The 17573-nt window shown below is 68.8% G+C and carries 13 protein-coding genes; 7 read left to right on the forward strand and 6 right to left on the reverse strand.

The features are described 5' to 3' along the window. Positions 1 to 326: 326 nt before the first annotated feature. On the reverse strand, positions 327 to 2870 hold the full coding sequence (locus tag ADL25_RS44740; RefSeq protein WP_059133737.1) for a discoidin domain-containing protein: 2544 nt from the start codon (positions 2868 to 2870) through the stop codon (positions 327 to 329). 642 nt (positions 2871 to 3512) lie between these two features. After that, positions 3513 to 5015 carry an LVIVD repeat-containing protein gene (locus tag ADL25_RS44745; RefSeq protein ID WP_059133738.1) on the reverse strand — a complete coding sequence of 501 codons (1503 nt, stop codon included), beginning with the start codon at positions 5013 to 5015 and terminating at the stop codon, positions 3513 to 3515. Between the two features lie 191 nt (positions 5016 to 5206). On the opposite strand from ADL25_RS44745, the gene ADL25_RS44750 reads away from it, so the two are divergent. Further along, positions 5207 to 5866: a DUF305 domain-containing protein gene (locus tag ADL25_RS44750; protein WP_059133739.1), complete on the forward strand. Its 660-nt coding sequence runs from the start codon at positions 5207 to 5209 to the stop codon at positions 5864 to 5866. Positions 5867 to 6018: 152 nt separating this feature from the next. Here the strand turns inward: ADL25_RS44750 and ADL25_RS44755 are convergent, their stop codons facing one another. Next, on the reverse strand, positions 6019 to 7245 hold the full coding sequence (locus ADL25_RS44755) for a glycoside hydrolase family 88 protein (RefSeq protein ID WP_107116877.1): 1227 nt from the start codon (positions 7243 to 7245) through the stop codon (positions 6019 to 6021). Between the two features lie 222 nt (positions 7246 to 7467). Between ADL25_RS44755 and pgm the strand changes: the two genes are divergently transcribed. After that, positions 7468 to 9108, forward strand: coding sequence for a phosphoglucomutase (alpha-D-glucose-1,6-bisphosphate-dependent) (gene pgm / locus ADL25_RS44760; RefSeq protein WP_059133740.1), 1641 nt, complete (start codon positions 7468 to 7470; stop codon positions 9106 to 9108). A gap of 74 nt (positions 9109 to 9182) precedes the next feature. On the opposite strand, the gene ADL25_RS44765 is transcribed toward pgm, so the two are convergent. Then, positions 9183 to 9614: a MarR family winged helix-turn-helix transcriptional regulator gene (locus ADL25_RS44765; protein WP_059133741.1), complete on the reverse strand. Its 432-nt coding sequence runs from the start codon at positions 9612 to 9614 to the stop codon at positions 9183 to 9185. A gap of 128 nt (positions 9615 to 9742) precedes the next feature. Between ADL25_RS44765 and ADL25_RS44770 the strand changes: the two genes are divergently transcribed. The 3 genes from ADL25_RS44770 to ADL25_RS44780 all read left to right on the forward strand — a co-directional run bounded on the left by ADL25_RS44770 (position 9743) and on the right by ADL25_RS44780 (position 13417). Then, on the forward strand, positions 9743 to 11161 hold the full coding sequence (locus ADL25_RS44770; RefSeq protein WP_267889309.1) for a DHA2 family efflux MFS transporter permease subunit: 1419 nt from the start codon (positions 9743 to 9745) through the stop codon (positions 11159 to 11161). Positions 11162 to 11295: 134 nt separating this feature from the next. Further along, complete coding sequence (locus ADL25_RS44775) at positions 11296 to 11727, forward strand: nitroreductase/quinone reductase family protein (RefSeq protein WP_063805874.1); 432 nt, start codon at positions 11296 to 11298, stop codon at positions 11725 to 11727. A 139-nt stretch (positions 11728 to 11866) separates the two neighbouring features. After that, positions 11867 to 13417 carry a PH domain-containing protein gene (locus ADL25_RS44780; protein WP_059133742.1) on the forward strand — a complete coding sequence of 517 codons (1551 nt, stop codon included), beginning with the start codon at positions 11867 to 11869 and terminating at the stop codon, positions 13415 to 13417. A gap of 115 nt (positions 13418 to 13532) precedes the next feature. Here ADL25_RS44780 and ADL25_RS44785 read toward each other — a convergent pair whose 3' ends face one another. Continuing rightward, positions 13533 to 14435, reverse strand: a complete 903-nt coding sequence (locus ADL25_RS44785; RefSeq protein WP_059133743.1) for an SDR family oxidoreductase — start codon at positions 14433 to 14435, stop codon at positions 13533 to 13535. A 189-nt stretch (positions 14436 to 14624) separates the two neighbouring features. On the opposite strand from ADL25_RS44785, the gene ADL25_RS44790 reads away from it, so the two are divergent. Both ADL25_RS44790 and ADL25_RS44795 read left to right on the forward strand, forming a co-directional pair. Then, the gene (locus ADL25_RS44790; RefSeq protein ID WP_059133744.1) at positions 14625 to 15554 is read left to right on the forward strand and encodes a LysR family transcriptional regulator; all 930 of its coding nucleotides are present in this window, start codon (positions 14625 to 14627) and stop codon (positions 15552 to 15554) included. Between the two features lie 187 nt (positions 15555 to 15741). Continuing rightward, complete coding sequence (locus ADL25_RS44795; RefSeq protein WP_234381318.1) at positions 15742 to 16734, forward strand: NAD(P)H-dependent flavin oxidoreductase; 993 nt, start codon at positions 15742 to 15744, stop codon at positions 16732 to 16734. Positions 16735 to 16818: 84 nt separating this feature from the next. On the opposite strand, the gene ADL25_RS44800 is transcribed toward ADL25_RS44795, so the two are convergent. After that, positions 16819 to 17169 carry a DUF805 domain-containing protein gene (locus tag ADL25_RS44800; protein ID WP_059133745.1) on the reverse strand — a complete coding sequence of 117 codons (351 nt, stop codon included), beginning with the start codon at positions 17167 to 17169 and terminating at the stop codon, positions 16819 to 16821. Positions 17170 to 17573: the final 404 nt, after the last annotated feature.

Consider the following 17573-nt stretch of genomic DNA (forward strand, 5'->3'; position numbering starts at 1 on the left):
GCCGATCTGATGGCGCGTATCGAGGAGATCCTCGAGCCGGTCGCGGTCACCGACCCCAAGCGCGTGCACGACAACGTACCGGAGCGCCGTCCCTGAGACAGCGACCCACGTCCTGTTCGCAGACATGAGCGACCGAGGCGGCCGGGACCCGGCGAAGGCCGGGTCCCGGCCGCCTCGCGGCTCGGCGGCGGGTCCCGCGGCCTAGGACGCCTGCCGACTTCCCGGTGGCCGTCACCGGCCGGAGTCTTCCGGACCGGGAGCCGACCGGTCCGTGACAGAGTGCGGCGGCACGGGTCACCTGCTGGTGACCCGTGCCGCTCCGTGCATCAGGGGAATTGGGTGATCTTGGAGGGGACGGTGTCCGTTCCCGAGGTGGGGGCGCCGGTGTCGTTCACGACATGGGCGTACTGCCCCTTGCCACCCAGGGAGATGACCAGGAGGTCGTGCATCTTGATGCCTGTCTTGACGGGCACCTGGAAGCCGTGCGCCTGGACGATGCTGGGGTCGGCCGTGTAGTTGCAGTAGCTGCCCAGGCCCCAGGCCTCGTGGACGTTCACCGTGTCGGCGACCTTGTAGGCCGCGTAACCGACGATGCCGTCATGGGTGATGGCAGCGGCGTTGGGCGCGTCGTAGGCCTTCTCGTTCTGGAAGAAGATCGTACGGCCGCGTTCGCCGCTCCACAGCACGTCGTACTTGTTGAAGTGCTCCACGAACAGACCGGTGGCCAGGACGTCGTCGCCGTTGACACGCAGACCGTAGTCGGCGCGGTTGGTGTTCCAGCCGACACCGTCACCGTGGTCCGCGCGCCAGATCCAGGTGTGGTCGATGACGACGTCGTCGCTGTTGACGACGACCGAATTGGTGGCCAGGCCCGGGCCCGCACCGCCGATGCGGATGAACACGTCCTGCATGGTGGTGGGGTTGGCGGAGTGATCGGCGGCAGCGCCTGCCGGGCCGATCTGCAGGAGCGTGTCGGAGTTGGTGGCTCCGGCGTCGATCAGGAAGCCCGCGAGCTTGACGCCGTCGACGTCCGCCACATGCATCGCGTCCACGCCGTTGTCCGGGACGAGGGTGGCCAGGCCGAGGCCGAGTACGACCGTGTCGGCGCGCGTCACCTCGAGCGTCCGATCCAGGTGGTAGACACCCGGAGTGAACAGCAGGTTGAGCCCCTGGGCCAGGGCCGCGTTGATCGTCGGCGCGGTCGCGCCCGGCTTGACCACGTAGAACTGGTCCAGCGGGATCGAGGTGCCGGCGTTGGCGGGCCAGGACACCCCGCGGGCGTTGGTGCGCTTGGCGGGTACGAAGACCTTGTAGTTGCTGCCGTCGAGGTAGAGGAACGGCTTCTCGCGGGAGACGGGCGTGGTGTCCAGCGTGGTGTACGGGCCCGTGTCGAAGTTGCTCGCCGGCGCGCCCTGGACCCCGGTGAACGTCATGTTCCACACACCGTTGGTCCAGCCGCCGACCGAGCTGTCCCGGGTGTACCACTGCTGCTGCGAGTAGGGCCCGACCGTGCCGTCGATCTTCGAGTCGGCGATGTAGCCGCCGGAGGCCCAGCCGTAGCCGTTCGGGGCGAGGTTGAGCCCGCCCTGGACGTGGATCCGTCGGAAGGGAGCGGCCTGCGCCACGGCCCAGCGGTCCGTGCCGTTGGAGGGCCTGATAGCGAGGTTCTCCGCCGAACGCCAGAAGTTCTGGGTGGCGTTGCCGTTGAACCAGCCCGCGTCGACGGTGATGTCACCGTTGATCTGGGTGTCGTCCGGGTTGAGGCCCAGTCCGGAGATCGAGGTGTAGAAGCCGAGTTGGGCGTTGATGCCGTTGTAGGTGCCCGGTTTCAGGAGGAACTGGTAGCGGCCGCTGCCGAACTGGCTGGACTCCTGCTGGGCGAAGACCTGGTCGAACTTCTGCTGGAGGTTGGGCGTCGAGGGGTCCACCACGATGACGTTGGGACCGAGGTCGCCACCGCCCTGCACGGGGGGAGTGGTGGAGGAACCGGTGTGGACGGCGACCTCCCACAGCGAGTACCCGTAGCCCGTGCCGCGGACCGTGCCGTTGATGCGGACGTAGCGGCCCGAGCCGCTGACGTCGTAGGAGACGGTACCTCCGGTCGCTCCGGTGACGCTCTTGAGCGTGGTCCAGTTCTGGCCGTCAGTGGAGGCCTGGATCTGGAACTCCTGGGCGTAGGCGGCCTCCCAGGTCAGATCGACCTTGCACAGGTCCTGGACCGATCCGAGGTCGGCCTGCACCCACTGGGGGTCGGACGCCTGGCTGGACCAGCGGGTGCCGGCGTCGCCGTCGAACGCGGCCGACGCGGGGGTGCCCGCGTTCTCCGTGGAGGACGCCGAGGCGGGCCTGCCCTTCGCGGCGTTCGCCGTGCCGCAGGTGGGTGCGGTGCCGCCACCGGTGGTGCCGAACACCTGGAACTCCCAGAGCGAGTAGCCCCATTGGGTGGCTCGATGGATGCCGTACATGCGCACATAGCGGCCCTGGCCCGAGACATCGAGCGTGTCGACGCCGCCGTCGCCGGCGGTGACGGACTTCATGTCGTTCCAGGTGCTGCCGTCCTGGGAGACCTGGATCTTGTAGTCCGTGCCGTAGGCGGCCTCCCAGTTGAGGACGACCTTCGAGATCGAGGACGTGGTGCCGAGGTCGACCTGGAGCCACTGGGTGTCGGTGGCGGCCGACGACCAGCGGGTGCCGGCGTCGCCGTCCACGGCGTTGCGGGCCGGTGTCCCGGCGTTCTCGTCGGACGACGAGGTCGCCGACCTGCCCTGGGACAGCGGGGTCTCGGCCGCGGCGGCCGGGACATGGGTGGTCGGCAGGGTGATCAGCGCTGCCGTGGCGGCCAGCGCGACACCCAAGGATCTGAGTCTCATGTGAGGTCCCCTGCGGGTGCGAAGGGTCGGTGGACACGACGAGCGATGGCATTGAGGTGCGGCCCTGCAGGTGTGCGACCGGGCCCGAGGAACGCCCACCTGCGGTTGCCCCGATCGACGTGGGAGCTGAACAGGCCCGTGCATTCGCTTAGTTCACGACTTGATTTAACTGATGAGTCCTCACGGCAGGCAAGCCCCCGGACACGGGAATCTTTCAACTCATGGCCACACGGGTCGGCGTCGTCGGCGTCATTGTGTTCAAGAAGTGGCGTGACATGGACGCCTCGATCCCATCGGCGGACCCGACCACGTCGCGTGCCGCCGGCTCTCGTGCCGCACCGGACGAGCCGTCGGGAGAGGGGCACGCCGAAACGGTGGCACGGCCGGTGTTGTCACCGCGGTCCGGATGCCGAGGTCCGGCATCGGGCCGAGCGGTCAGCGTGGGAGTGGTCATGTGCACGCGCGGTCGGTCACCGCGGTCTCGGCCGGGAACGACATCCCCGCCGAGCAGCCCCCGGGGGCGTCGGCCCCGGGGGGCATGCCGACTCGAGCTCTGCCATGAGCGAACCGGCGGCCCGGCCCTGCCGAGCCGCCGGTCTGCCTGAGTGTCAGAGTCTGAGCGGCGTCATGGCCCGCTGTGCGTCAGTCGAAGTAGTCCGGCTGGGTCTGCACATTGAGCTCGGACAGACGCACCCGCTTGGCCGGGTCCGTACGCCGGTCGCTGATCTTCAGTACGTCGAAGCCCTTGGCGATGTCGTTCGAGTAGACGTAACCGTTGTAGTAGTACGCCGACCAGGAGCCACCGGTCGTGAGGGTGTCGGTGGTGAGAGGACCGCGCTCGAAGTAGCCGATCTCCTTCGGGTGGCGGGAGTCGGTGAAGTCCCAGACGGACACACCGCCCTGGTACCAGGCCTGCACCATGATGTCCTTGCCCTTGACCGGGATCAGTGACCCGTTGTGGGCCACGCAGTTCTCGGTGTCCGCCTGGTGGCGGGGGATCTTGAAGTAGCTGCGGAAGACGAGCTTGCGCTTGTCGCCCTTGCCGACGACGTCGTAGATGCCGTCGGCTCCGCGGTTCGGGCCCGTCGCCTCGTTGCAGGTGGCCCCGACACCGCCGCCCAGCTCGTCGGTGAAGACGACCTTGTTCGCCTTCTGGTTGAAGGTCGCGGAGTGCCAGAACGCGAAGTTGACGTTGTCCTGCACCCGGTCGATGACCTTCGGGTGCTCCGGGTCCTTGATGGACATCAGGATGCCGTCACCCATGCAGGCGCCCGCGGCCAGGTCCTGCGACTGCAGGACCGTGATGTCGTGGCAGCCGGTGGTCTTGGAGACGCCCGGGTTCGTGGGAGCGCCGGGGTTGCCGCCTCCGTCCGGGCCCTCACCCGGGAACAGCACCGGGAAGTCGACGACAGCCGCCTTCTCGGGCGCGTTGCGCGGCACCTTGATGACGGAGATGCCGTCGTGCGGAGGCTGGCAGTCGGGGAACGCGGCGTTCGGCGAGTACGAGGAGACGTAGATGTAGACGTTCTTGCGCTCGGGCACCAGCGAGTGGGTGTGCGAGCCGCAGGCGGTCTCGACGGCGGCCACGTACTTCGGGTTGGTCTTGTCGCTGATGTCGAAGACCTTCATGCCCTCCCACGAGGACTTCTCGGTCGTCGGCTGCGTGGTGCTGTTGCAGCTGCTGTCGCTGCGCGAGGAGTCGGTGGAAAGGAAGAGCAGGTCGCCGGAGACGGACACGTCGTTCTGCGATCCCGGACACAGGACCTGCGCGACCGTCTTCGGGGACCGCGGGTTGCTGATGTCGAAGACGCGGAAGCCGTCGTAGTTGCCCGCGAAGGCGTACTTGCCCTGGAAAGCCAGGTCCGAATTGGTCCCGGGGAGTACGTCCTTGGGGATGTTGGCGAGGTGCTCGATATTGCGGGAGTGGACGATCTCGTCCTGGCCGGGTATCTCGCCGTTCGTTATGGCCTGCCGTGCCTCGGCCTGTGTGCTGTTGGAGACCTCCTTGCGTGCGGTCGGGGCGTCCCCGGGGTCGGGTGTCGCCGTGGCCGGTGCGGCCGTGAGAAGAGCTGCCAGCAGCCCGGCGGCGGCTGCGGCAACTCCCAGGCGTCTGCGCCGTGGTCGAGGGTCGTTCAACAGGATCACTGCTTCCTCCCTAGTTCCGTTCGCCTCGGAACGGTTCACACAACCCGCAGTATCGTCTTCATCATGCTCAGACCAACAGAGGGCAATGTACTTGTAATGAAGGTTTCTGATCAGTAACGCGCGGAAGCCTGCTAGGACTGTGACCGAGTACCACGCGTTGTCCTTCAACCCGCCTGCCACAGGAGGCTGTTGTGCTGTTCCGCCGTGCGTCACGGGCGACACGCGTCGCGATCACGCTGTCCGCTCTGGCCGTGCTCGGGGTCGGGGGGTGTGACTCCGGTTCGGAGGCCAAGTCGACCGCGGGGTCCGGTCCTTCGGTGATCGCGCCCGGTGAGCCCGGAGAGGCGAACCGCACTCTGTCCGCCGAGGACGCAGTCCAGCAGCGCGCGGAGGACGACTCTCCCAACTCGGCCGACGTCTCCTACGCGCGGATGATGATCGAGCATCACTCGCAGGCTCTGGAAATGACCGAACTCGCCCCGCAGCGCGCCGATTCCACTCAGGTCCGGCGACTGGCCGAGCGGATCGCCGCCGCACAGGAGCCGGAGATCAAGGCCATGAAGGGCTGGCTGACGACATACGGCGAAACGGAGAAGAGCGGTGGTCACGAGCACGAGCACGCCGCGATGCCCGGTATGGCGACCGAGGAGCAGTTGAAGAATCTGCGTGCCGCCGACGGCAAGGCCTTCGACCAGCTCTTCCTCACATTGATGATCACCCATCACGAAGGGGCGATCACCATGGCCACCGATGTGAAGGCGGAGGGCAACAACATCCGGATCGAGGAGATGGCCGACGACGTGATCGCCCAGCAGTCGAGCGAGATCATGCGAATGCGCGCCATGCGGTGACCAGATGCCGCGCCGTAGGACGGCGGTGACCGCGGCCGTTGCGGCAGGCGGTCCACCGAGCCCCGAGGGGCTCGGTGGACGTCAGGATTCCCGGGACACCGCAGCCGCCCGCCCTGCCCCGGTGCTCATGGTGCTTGCGCCGTCCTGCCGGGTCAGAGGGCCGACAGGTCGATCGCGCGGTCGACGTCGCCCGGCCGGAGCACGCGCAGGATTCCCTCGAGCAGGTAGTAGTCGGCATACGGAAGCGAGATCTCGATGCCGTCCTCGGCCGGCCGGTTCCGGGTGCAGCGGGCCACCACGGCCTCGGCGCGGGAGGAATTGCGGGTCAGACAGGTCTCGGACAGAGCGGTCAGCAGCCGCAGCGCCGCATCACGGTACTTCTGACTGTCCGTCACAGCGGACAGGTCCAGCAGTCCGCATGCCATGATCGCACCGGCCGAGGCGTCCTTGATGTCGTACGGCTGCTGCGGCGCACGGTAGTCCCAGACGGGGACGTGATCCGAGCCGAGCGCGTCGATCGCGAAGTCGGCCAGCTTCCGCGCAGTGGCCAGGAACTGCTGGTTCCCGGTGCGACGGTGGATCGTGGTGAATCCGTACACTCCCCATGCCTGTCCGCGCGACCAGCACGAGGTGGGGCTGTATCCCTGCACGGTGGCCTGGCCGATCGGAGCACCGCTGTCCGGGTCGATGTCGAATGCGTGCGGGGTCGACCCGTCCGGACGGAGGAAGACCCGTTGGGCGGTCTTCGCGTGCTCCACGGCGATGTTCAGATATGTGTCGTCGCCGGTCTGCTTGCTCGCGAACGCCAGCAGGTCGAGGTTCATCATGGTGTCGATGATGATCCGGCCCGCGTTGTTGGGGTCGTTGAGCGCGCCCCAGGCCCGGATGAAGCGCCCACGGGGGTTGTACCGCTGGATCAGCGAGTCGGCCGCGCGAACCGCGCCCGCTCGCCAGGTGTCCTCGCCCGTCAGGCGCCAGGCCGTGACCCAGGACGGATAGAACAGGAAGCCGAGGTCGTGCGTGCTGGTGTCGTTCTGGCGGGGCGCGAGCTTCTGCGCCGATTCCAGCGCCCATGTGCGGAACGCACCGTCGCCGGTGTGGAGCCACGCCATCCACAGCGTTCCGGGCCAGAACCCTCCGACCCAGTCGCCGTTCTGCGAGTACACCCACTTCTCGAACTTCGTCCCGACGGGAAATCCGTTCACGCCCGGTGCGACGGAGCGGACCTTGTCCACCGCGTAGTCGGCCGCCGCGCGAAGGGTGCGCACGGTCGAGGCGGGCGCCGGGCCGGCAGCCGCCTGTGCCTGCTGCCCTGAAGAAGCGTATGCGGCAGCAGTTCCGGCCGCCGTCGCCAGCACGGTACGTCGTGACACACTCACGGGCGCCTACCTCTCGAACTAGCCGACGTCACAAGGGAGTTGGGGGAGTCTTGCACAGCAGTCACAGGGGCGTACACCCATCTGAGCCAAGTTCATCCACGTGAACACTCTGGCGCTGTCGGTCATCCCCGTGCTCCGGGCCGGAATGTGAGACTCCATCCCCGGCAAAGGGCAAGATGACAGCGCGAGCGGATGCACGGTCGATGTGGAGGAGTGAGTGCGATGCAGCACGAACGAGCGGGCAGGCCGGCCGGCCCCGAGGACCTGATCGACGTCCCGCGGCTGGTGACGGCGTACTACGCGCTGCACCCCGACCCGGCCGAGCCGGGACAGCGGGTGGCCTTCGGCACGTCAGGGCACCGCGGATCCTCGCTCGCGACGGCGTTCAACGAGGACCACATCGCCGCGACCAGCCAGGCCATCTGCGAATACCGGGCGAGGCAGGGCACCGACGGTCCGCTCTTCCTCGGCGCGGACACCCATGCGCTGTCGGAGCCCGCGAGGATCACCGCTCTCGAGGTGTTCGCGGCCAACGACGTCACGGTGCTCCTCGACACGGAGGACGGCTACACCCCCACTCCGGCGGTCTCCCACGCGATCCTGACCCACAACCGGGCGCGCACCTCGGGCCCGGCCGACGGTGTGGTCGTGACGCCCTCGCACAACCCGCCCGGGGACGGCGGGTTCAAGTACAACCCGCCGAGCGGCGGCCCGGCCGGCTCGGACGCGACCTCCTGGATCCAGGACCGGGCGAACGAGATCATCGCGGGCGGGATGAAGGACGTACGCCGCGTCACCTACAGCCGCGCGCTCGCGGCGCCCGGCACCGGCCGCTACGACTTCCTCGGCGCGTACGTCTCCGATCTGCCTAGCGTGCTGGACCTCGATGCGATCCGCGGCGCAGGCGTACGCATCGGCGCCGATCCGCTGGGCGGGGCGTCGGTCGACTACTGGGGGCGCATCGCGGAGCAGCATCGCCTGGACCTGACGGTGGTCAATCCGCTGACCGACCCCACCTGGCGATTCATGACGCTGGACTGGGACGGCAAGATCCGTATGGACTGCTCGTCGCCGTACGCGATGGCGTCGCTCATCGAGCAGCGCGACCGGTTCCGGATCGCGACGGGCAACGACGCCGACGCCGACCGGCACGGCATCGTCACCCCCGACGCCGGGCTGATGAACCCCAACCACTACCTGGCCACCGCCATCTCCTACCTGTACTCCCATCGCACGCAGTGGCCCGCCGAGGCAGGTGTGGGCAAGACGCTGGTCTCGTCCGGCATGATCGACAGGGTCGCCGCCGACCTGGGCCGGCCGCTGGTGGAAGTGCCCGTGGGGTTCAAGTGGTTCGTGGACGGCCTGGTCGACGGTTCGCTCGGCTTCGGCGGCGAGGAGTCCGCCGGGGCGTCGTTCCTGCGCCGGGACGGTTCGGTCTGGACCACCGACAAGGACGGCATCATTCTGGCCCTGCTCGCCTCCGAGATCACGGCCGTCACCGACAGGACGCCGTCCGAGCACTACGCCGCTCTCACGGCGCGCTTCGGTGAGCCCGCGTACGCGCGCATCGACGCGCCGGCGTCTCGCGAGGACAAGGCCCGCCTGGCGAAGTTGTCCCCGGCCCAGGTCAGCGCCGACACCCTTGCGGGTGAGCCGGTGACCGCCGTCCTCACCGAGGCGCCGGGCAACGGCGCGCCCATCGGTGGTATCAAGGTCGCCACCGCCAACGCCTGGTTCGCGGCGCGTCCGTCGGGCACCGAGGACGTGTACAAGATCTACGCGGAGTCGTTCCTCGGATCCGATCACCTTCGCCAGGTGCAGGACGAGGCGAAGGTCGTGGTTCTGCGGGCGCTCGGCGGCTGACGCGAAGTGTTCCGGTGGCGCGAGGCCACCGGAACCGACGCCCGGCGTGCACTCGTGCACCCCTGAGGGACGTGTCAGCCGGTGGCCTCGCGGATGCGGGCGAGCAGGGCCCGTAGCCGGGCGCGGTCGTCCGCGTCCAGGCCGGCCGTCGCCTCGGCGAGGGCGAGGCGGTCCACTTCCTCCGCCTCGTGATGGCGTCGCAGCCCCTTGTCGGTGACGCGCAGCAGAAACGCGCGGCGATCGTGGGGGTGGCGGACACGCTCCACCAGACCGTCGCGCTCCAGGCCGTCGACGATGCTGGTCGTGGTGCGCGCCGCGACTCCCGTCATCTCGCTCAGATCCCGCATCCGCAGGGGCTGCTCGGAGCGTGCGAGCATCCGCAGGGCACGCAGCCGGGCCACCGAGGCCCCATGGGTTCGCAGCCGGGACTCCACAAAGCGGCGCAGCCCGTGCGTCGTCTCGTAGAGCTCGTCGACCAGGATGTCGCTGCTGCCGTGCACTGCCATGTCACTTCCCTGCCACGCCGTTCATCCGATTCTATGACCATGCACATAGTGAGTATGCTCAGCATGTGCTGTCCTTCCGACGTCGTCCCCTCCTGTCCGTCCCCCCGGTGCAGCTCAGCCAGCGTTTTGTGGTCCCCGCCATGTGTGTCTGCGTGACGTTCATCGCGATCGTCGACGGGGCGATCACCACCGTGGCGCTTCCCTCGATCGCTCGCCAGTTCCAGCTCACCACGGCCGCCCTGGACGGGGTGGTGGTGGTCTATCCGGTCTGCCTGGCGATGGCCATCCCCGCCTCCGCCTGGCTGGTCGAACGGTTCGGCGGCAAACGGGTCCTGCTCACCGCCCTCGTCGGCTTCCTCGGCTCCTCGCTGCTGTGCGGCGCGGCTGCCGACCTCGGTCAGCTCGTGGTCTTCCGTGCACTCCAGGGGCTGTCCGCGGGCGTGCTCTTCCCCGCCTCGGCCTCCTTGCTGTTCCGCACCTTCAACGCCTTCGAGCAGGTGCGGATCGCCCGGTACACGATCATTCCGCAGCAGATCGCCCCGGCCGCCGCCCCCATCCTCGGTGGGCTGCTCGTGGACCACCTGTCCTGGCGATGGGTCTTCTACGTCAACCTGCCGGTGGGTCTGCCGGCCGTGCTGTTCGGGCTGCTGTTCCTGGCCGAACAACGCGGCCGGCGGCCCGGCCGGTTCGATCTCACGGGGCTTGTGCTGAGCGCGGCGGCCCTCGGTTCCCTGATGTTCGGCATCTGCGAAGGGCCCAACAGAGGCTGGTCCTCCGTCGCCGTGGTGACCTCCACGTCCCTCGGCGCGGTCCTGCTCGCCGCGGCCGTCGTGTTCGAACTGCGCATCGCCGAGCCGCTGCTGAAGTTGCGACTTTTCGCGGATCGCCTCTTCCGGGACACCAACCTGATCAACCTGGTGGGCCTGGTGCCGATCCTCGGTGCCATGTACCTCGGCCCCCTCTTCCTGCAGCAGGGACAGGGCCGCAGCGCCGTGGAGTCCGGCACCAGCACCTTCCCCGAAGCCTTCGGCGTCCTGCTGACCGTCCAGATAGCAGGGGCCCTCTACGCCAGGGTCGGCCCGCGGGTCATCATCGGTTGCGGTATGGCCGGTGTCAGCGCGGTCCTTCTGCTGTTCGCCGCCTGCGACGGGCACACCGGACTGTGGACGTTCCGCGGCCTCATGTTCCTGCTGGGCGTCACCATGGGCGGGGTCTTCATGCCGACGACGGTGGCATCATTGGCCACCCTCGCCCGGACGGACCTGGCGCAGGCCTCCACCCTGAACACCGTCGTCCGTCAGACCGGCGGAGCCCTCGCCCCCGCCGTGGTGACCACGGCCCTGGTGCTGAGCACCCCGGCGGGTGCCGCGGTGGACCCGCCCGTCTCCGCCTACCAGCACGCCTATCTCGCCCTGGCCGCGATCGCCGCGCTGACGGCGGTCTTCTCCTTCACTCTTCCCGACGGTCCGGCCCGCGCCGCGGCACGGGGTACCGCCGCCTCGAGCCGTGCCAATCCGTTTCGGCGCAAGCGGGTCGACGCCCAATGAGCCGGCCGTCGAACGCCCTCGGTCCGGGTGGAGCCGTTCGGCATCCCGGGCATGGTGCGGCGTGGCTCGGTGCTGCCAGGTGGCTTGCTGGTTAGCTGAGAACCGAGTGGATCATCGTGTGGAGTGAGGCGGGTATGGCCGATGTGCAGGGCGTGAACGAGCGGGTCATCGACGAGTTCCGGTGCGGGAACGGGGCGGTGGGGGGCCGCTTCGAGGGCGCCCAGCTCCTGCTCCTGCACACGGTCGGCCGCCGTACGGGCCGGGAACGGGTGAACCCCCTCGTGTACGCCGCCGACGGCGACGGCTATCTCGTCTGCGGCTCGGCGCGTGGCGCGGAGAACGATCCGGCGTGGGTGGCCAACGTCGCCGCCATGTCCGAGGTGACCATCGAGGTGGGGGAGCGCGTCATGAAGGCGACGCCCACCGTCGTGTTGCATCCGTCGCCCGAGTGGGAGCGTCTGTACGGGATCTGGTCCGCCTACTGGACCGACAGCGCGCACTACGAGGCCAAGACGTCCCGCAAGTTTCCCATCGTGAGGCTGCAGCCCGTCGCGTCGGCCGGTTGAGTCCCGGTGGAAAGCCCGGGTCCGACGGCGCCTGATCGACCGCGAGGGCAACGCCTCGGCGGGTGACCGGCGTTGGGGGCGAGGAGGGAGCCGCATACCGAACGGCGGGTGTGTCCGGACCGGTGGCAGGATTCCTGTCATGACCGATGTCCCGGAAGTGACCTGTCGCTCGCCCCGGAGAGGCACTCTCCGGTTGTTCGTCGGACTCGGTGCGCTCGGTGTGTGCCTGACCGCCGGGAGCATCGCTCTCGGGGGCGCGCTCCTTGTCGTGGGAGCGACCATCGGTCTGGCACTGATCGTGGTGGGCACGGTGTCGCTCCACTATGTCTTTGCCCAGGTGAGTGCCGATGTGCACGGCGTTCACGTCCGCACCCTGCTGCGTCGGTCGAGTGTGCCTTGGGGCGATATCGTCGACCTGTACATCTTCGAGAAGCCCGCACGCAACGCCCACATCCAGCGTCGCGTCGGCCTCTCGCGGCGTAGCGGACACAAGCGGCTTCTGCCGCTTCCGGTGGCCTGGTCGTACAACGATCCGGACTTCGACACGACGGTGGATTCGCTGCGCGAACTGCACCGCCGTCACTCGGGCGCGGAGCCGGGCCGCCTTCCCGTCGTCACGCCCCGCACCGCCGGGCGCGGCTGGATCGGGTCACTGGTTTTGGGCGCGGCGCTCCTGGCGGGTGCCGGCGTGGCCGCGTACTTCGTGCCGATCGCAGCCGCCGACGAACAGGCGTGGAAGGCGGCCGCCCCCTGCACCGTGCAGACGTCCGTCCAGAAGAACGGCGACTGCCTGTCCACCGTGCCGGCCGTCATCGCTCGGACCGAGCCGCGCCAGCCCAAACAGAGCAGCTGGCTGTACTTCACCGAAAGCCGGCCGTTGCACAGGCTGGAGGTCTCGGAGGAGGCCGCCGAGGAGTTCGAGGCCGGGGACCGCGTGGAACTGACCGTCTGGCATCACCAGGTGATGGAGGTGGCGGGAGCGGGGCACATCTGGCGCGAGCACGTCACCGGGGGAGGGGAGGTCGCCGTCGTCGCGGCCGTGCTCGCCCTGGCCGCGGGCTACCCGGGTGCCCAGGTCCTGCTGCGTCTGCGCGGGCGCCGGTTGCCCGACGACGAAGTCCTCCCGTCCGCGCTGCCGTTCGCGGGCGCGCTGCTGGGAACCGCGCTGTGGCTGCTGCCGCTCTGCTACCTGCACCCCACGACCCTGCTCGAACCCCCGGTGGCGCTCACCTGGTCGGCGGCGGGATCGCTGCTTTCACTGGGCCTGTTCGCTCTGGCCTGGCGCGCCACCCGGGTTCGCACACCAGGCGTGACCGAAGCAACCGATGGGGTCGTTCACCCGGACGGGGAGGTGTTCCTGGCCGCCCGCTTCCTGGAGCACACCGACTACAACCCGCACGGCTTCGGCACCCATGTCCTCCTCGGCGACGGGCCGCCCGCGGTGACACCCCACGCCGGCCCGGGCCGGTTCGCGGCGAAACGGATACCGGCGCAGCGGATCACCGTGAAGAACGTACGCCGCGCCCGGGGCGCCGACGGCGACACCGTCCCGAGCAACTGGCACATCGCCGAACTCGAGGACGAGGGCCGATCGGTACGCCTTGCCGCAGCCCCGGACGACCTCACGCGCATCCTCCGCGAGCTGGACGCTGCGAAGACCCCGGTGGACACCGCGAACCCCGAAGGATGAGAGCCGGCCGCCGGACGACGGCCACGTCGGATCAGCCGGCTGTACGGGCATGCGCCGCCCCGGCGCGCCGGCCCGTACAGGCACGAACGGGCATCAAGGCATTGCGTGATGACTCCTAGTCGTTGAAGTAGTGGCCCTCTTCGAGGTCCGGGATGAGTGCGGGCTGCACGGGATCCCATCCCAGTCGCTTCCGGGTCAGGGCGCTCGAGGTGGGGTTGTCGAGCGGTACCGCCGCGGAAAGGAAGCCGAAGTGCTCGCCCGCGTCCTCGGCGGCAATGCCGGCGACCGGTACGTCCAACCGGCGGCCGATGACCTCGGCGATGTCACGGAAGGGCACCCCCTCCTCGCCGGCTCCGTGCAGGATCGAGCCGGCCGGCCCGGCCTCTGCCGCCAGCCGGAACAGACGCGCCGCGTCGAGGCGGTGGACGGCGGGCCAGCGGTTCGATCCGTCGCCGACGTAGGCCGACACGCCCTTCTGGCGGGCGATGTCGATCAGGCGCGGTACGAATCCCTTGTCGCCCTTGCCGTGCACGGACGGTGAAAGCCGCACGACCGACGTCCGCACCCCACGCGCGGCCAGCGAGATGGCCGCGCTCTCCGAGGCCACCCGGGGTCCCGTCGCCCCGGCGTCGGGCACGAGCTCCTCGGTCCCGAGGCGACCCGGCGCGATCATCGTGAGCATCAATGTTCCCGAGGTGACCACGAGCGGCTTGCCGCTGCCTTCGAGCGCCGCCCCGAGGGTCTCGACGGCACGCAGGTCCTGCTTGCCGGCGGCGACGTAGTCCGAGAAGTCATGGCTGAAGGCGAGATGGATGACACCGTCCGCCGCGGCGGCACCGTCGTGCAGGCTGTCGAGGTCGTCGAGCGAGCCGCGTTGCACCTCGGCGCCGGAGTCCGCCAAAGCCGCGGCGGCCGCGTCCGAGCGGGCAAGTCCCACGACCTCATGCCCCGCATCGAGGAGTTCGCGCACAACCGCAGATCCGATGAATCCGGTTGCGCCGGTGACGAATACGCGCATAGTGAAGATCCCTTGGTGATTCGAGTCGACCCGGCGCCAGAGGGCGACGGGCTCGTGCCTCCACGCTGGAACAGCCGGCTGCGCGTGTCCAAGACCTGTTTCGCAACGAGCCATACGAAACAAGCATCACCCCAGGTCACAGCCGACTCCGGGCCTCAGCGGGCGGGCCGGTCGGCATACGATGCGGGTATGCCCGACTTGCCGTCGCCTCCCGCAGACCTCGATCTGCGGTTGGTGCGCTATTTCACCGTCGTCGCCGAGCACCTGCATTTCGGCCGCGCGGCCGCCGCCCTGCATCTCGCGCAGCCGTCCCTGAGCCGGCAGATCCGCCGTCTGGAGGAGCAGCTGGGCGCCCGCCTGCTGGATCGGACCCCGCAGGGCACCCGGCTCACCGAGGCCGGGGAGGTGTTCCTGCCCCGGGCCAGGGCGCTGCTGCGGTCGGCCGCCCATGCGGCGGCCGACACCCGGGCCGCCGCCGAGCCCAGCCGGATCACCATCGGGTACACCGGGGGTATCATCGTCACCCCGGCGGTGCGCGAGCTGCGTCATCGGCACCCCGACGCCGACGTGCACACTCTGCATCTGGCATGGAACGAGGCGCGTGCGGCACTGCTCGATCACCGGGTGGACGCCGCGGTGACCCGGCTGCCGCTCCCCACCGACCAGCTGCACGTGACCGTCCTCTACGACGAGCCCCGGGTGCTGGTGATCCCGCACGACCACCGGCTGGCCGGCAAGGAGTCCGTCACCCTCGACGACATCTCGGACGAACCCCTCCCACGGGTGCGGCAGTCCGACCCGGCCTGGAGCGCCTTCTGGCGCATCGACCCCCGTCCCGACGGCAGGCCCGCGCCCGACGGCCCCTTCATCGAGGCCGTCGAGGACAAGTTCGAACTCATCGCCGCCGGGGAGGCCGTGGCCATCGCGGCCGCCACCCACATCAACAGCCTTCGCCCCGACCTCACCACGGTCCCCCTGGAGGGCGTCGAGCCGAGCCACGTCGTGCTGGCGACGCGCGCCGGTGACCGCAACCGTCTGCTGGCGGCGTTCCGCAAATACGCCCAGGCCCACATCGCCGGTCCAGACCCGGCCGGACCGGTAAGCCCCCCGTCACGCTGACGTACGGGCAGGGCCTCCCTCGACAACCTCGCCGCACTCGGGGGAGCGGGAATTGAATTCGGCCGTGATTCGTTCCCGGCGCCTCTTGTGGGTGGCGGCGGCCGGCGTTGTGGCGGGGGCGATGCGAAAGAGCATACTGGAGGAATCGAAGCGGCCTCGTGGGCGGTGCATGGACATGATGCTTGCCGTGGCGGAGGTAGTCATGTTTCACACTCCGTTGTGCGAACTCCTCGGAATCGAGGCACCCGTGATCGGTGCTCCGTTCGGACCCTGGGACGAAGTCGCACTTGCGGCCTCCATCTGCAGGGCGGGAGGACTCGGCAGCCTGGGCACAGCCGCGCGCACCGTCGATGAGCTGAGGCATCAGTGGTCGCGCCTGCGTGAACTGACGGATCGCCCCTTCGCGATCAACCACACGATGCGGCCGTTCAGCGAGGAAGCCTTCGAGGCCACGATCGAAGAATGCCCCGCTGCCATCTCCTTCCATCTGGCGGTTCCGGGGGATCTGATCGATCGGGCGCACGCGGCGGGGATCAGATGGATCCAGCAGGTGACCGATGCCCGCCAGGCGGCTCAGGCGCTCGATGCGGGAGCCGACGTCATCATTGCCCAAGGGGGCGAAGCCGGAGGTCACGGGGGTGACGTGAGCACCCTGGTACTGGTGCCGCAGGTCGTCGACATGGCAGGTGACACACCGGTCGTCGCTGCCGGTGGGATAGCCGACGGGCGCGGGGTCGCCGCCGCGTTCGTATTGGGTGCCCAGGGTGTGGCGATGGGCACCCGTTTTCTCGCTTCAACCGAGATGAACATTTCCGACGACTGGAAGCAACGCATTGTCGGTGCGGACGCGGTGGACGCCGTAAAGGTGCTCAACAGCGAACGGATTCTCCCGCCGTACTCGCGCCCCGAAAGTTACGGCGTTCCCCGCGCGCTGCGCACGGAACTGGTGGACACACTCCGTCATCGTCCCGAGCAGGTGAAAGAGGATGTCGTTCCTCGGCTGATGGAGTCCATCAGCCGAGGCCGCGGAGATGAATTCCTGCCGTTCACCGGCCAGTCCGCCGCGCTCGTCCGTGACGTTCTCCCCGCGGGTGAACTGCTGCGTGGGATCCTGCGGGAGGCGGAACACATCCTCACTGCGAGAGCCGCGGAAGTTGCGGACGACCGCCATTCGAGTTGACGACATCGACGGCGGGAGAGGCCCGAGCGAAAGCGAAGGCCCACCGAGCCAATTCGGCGAGCCTTCGCCGGTGCTGTTGTCGGCTCACCGAGCCGCAGCGAACTTCGGGTTGGGGCCGTACTCGTTGTCCTCCGGCTTGCCCGCGGTGGCGTAGAAGACGATCAGGGCGATCACACCGAACGGGACGAAGGTGAGCAGGAACCACCAACCGGATCGGTCGGTGTCGTGCAGGCGGCGCACGGCCAGACCGAGGAGCGGCAGCGCGATGACGAGCGTATAGACGATGAGCGGGATGTTCGAATCGATGGCGCGGCCCACGAACGTCACCACGTTGGTCGCGATCAGGTTGAACAGGAAGAACACCCAGAATTCCTGCCTGCGCGCGCGACCGCTGAACACGGCGTATTTCTTGAAGGCGTCGATGATCCAGTGCATGAGTGTCCCCCCAGGGATGACGGTGGTGGTGCGCGCTCATCGAACCCGATCAAGGTTGCCGGAAACCGGCTCGTTGACGCGTGCAAGTCAATCGTTACGATGCTGTGGTCGTCCGGTGATCATTGTCGTTGACCTGTGGGTTCCGGGCCTGTTTGCCGACCACTCGGGCCCGTCTCCACTCTGTTGACCGGCCATCTGCGGTCGGCCCGGCCGACCGAAGCGCCGGCGGCCGTCTCCATGTGCGGCCTGTTGTCCGGATGCCTGTCGGCTGCCCGACCTTCTACCCTGTGGCGGGCGGCTGAGCGGGGGGGGTGCCTCTATGTCTTTCGTCAAGCGTGGCGTGGGGTTCTGGGTTCGTAGAAGGTGCCGTCGCGGAGCATGGCGAACAGCACGTTGATGCGTTG

The organism is Streptomyces sp. NRRL F-5122 (assembly GCF_001507435.1).
Classification (GTDB): domain Bacteria; phylum Actinomycetota; class Actinomycetes; order Streptomycetales; family Streptomycetaceae; genus Streptomyces; species Streptomyces lannensis.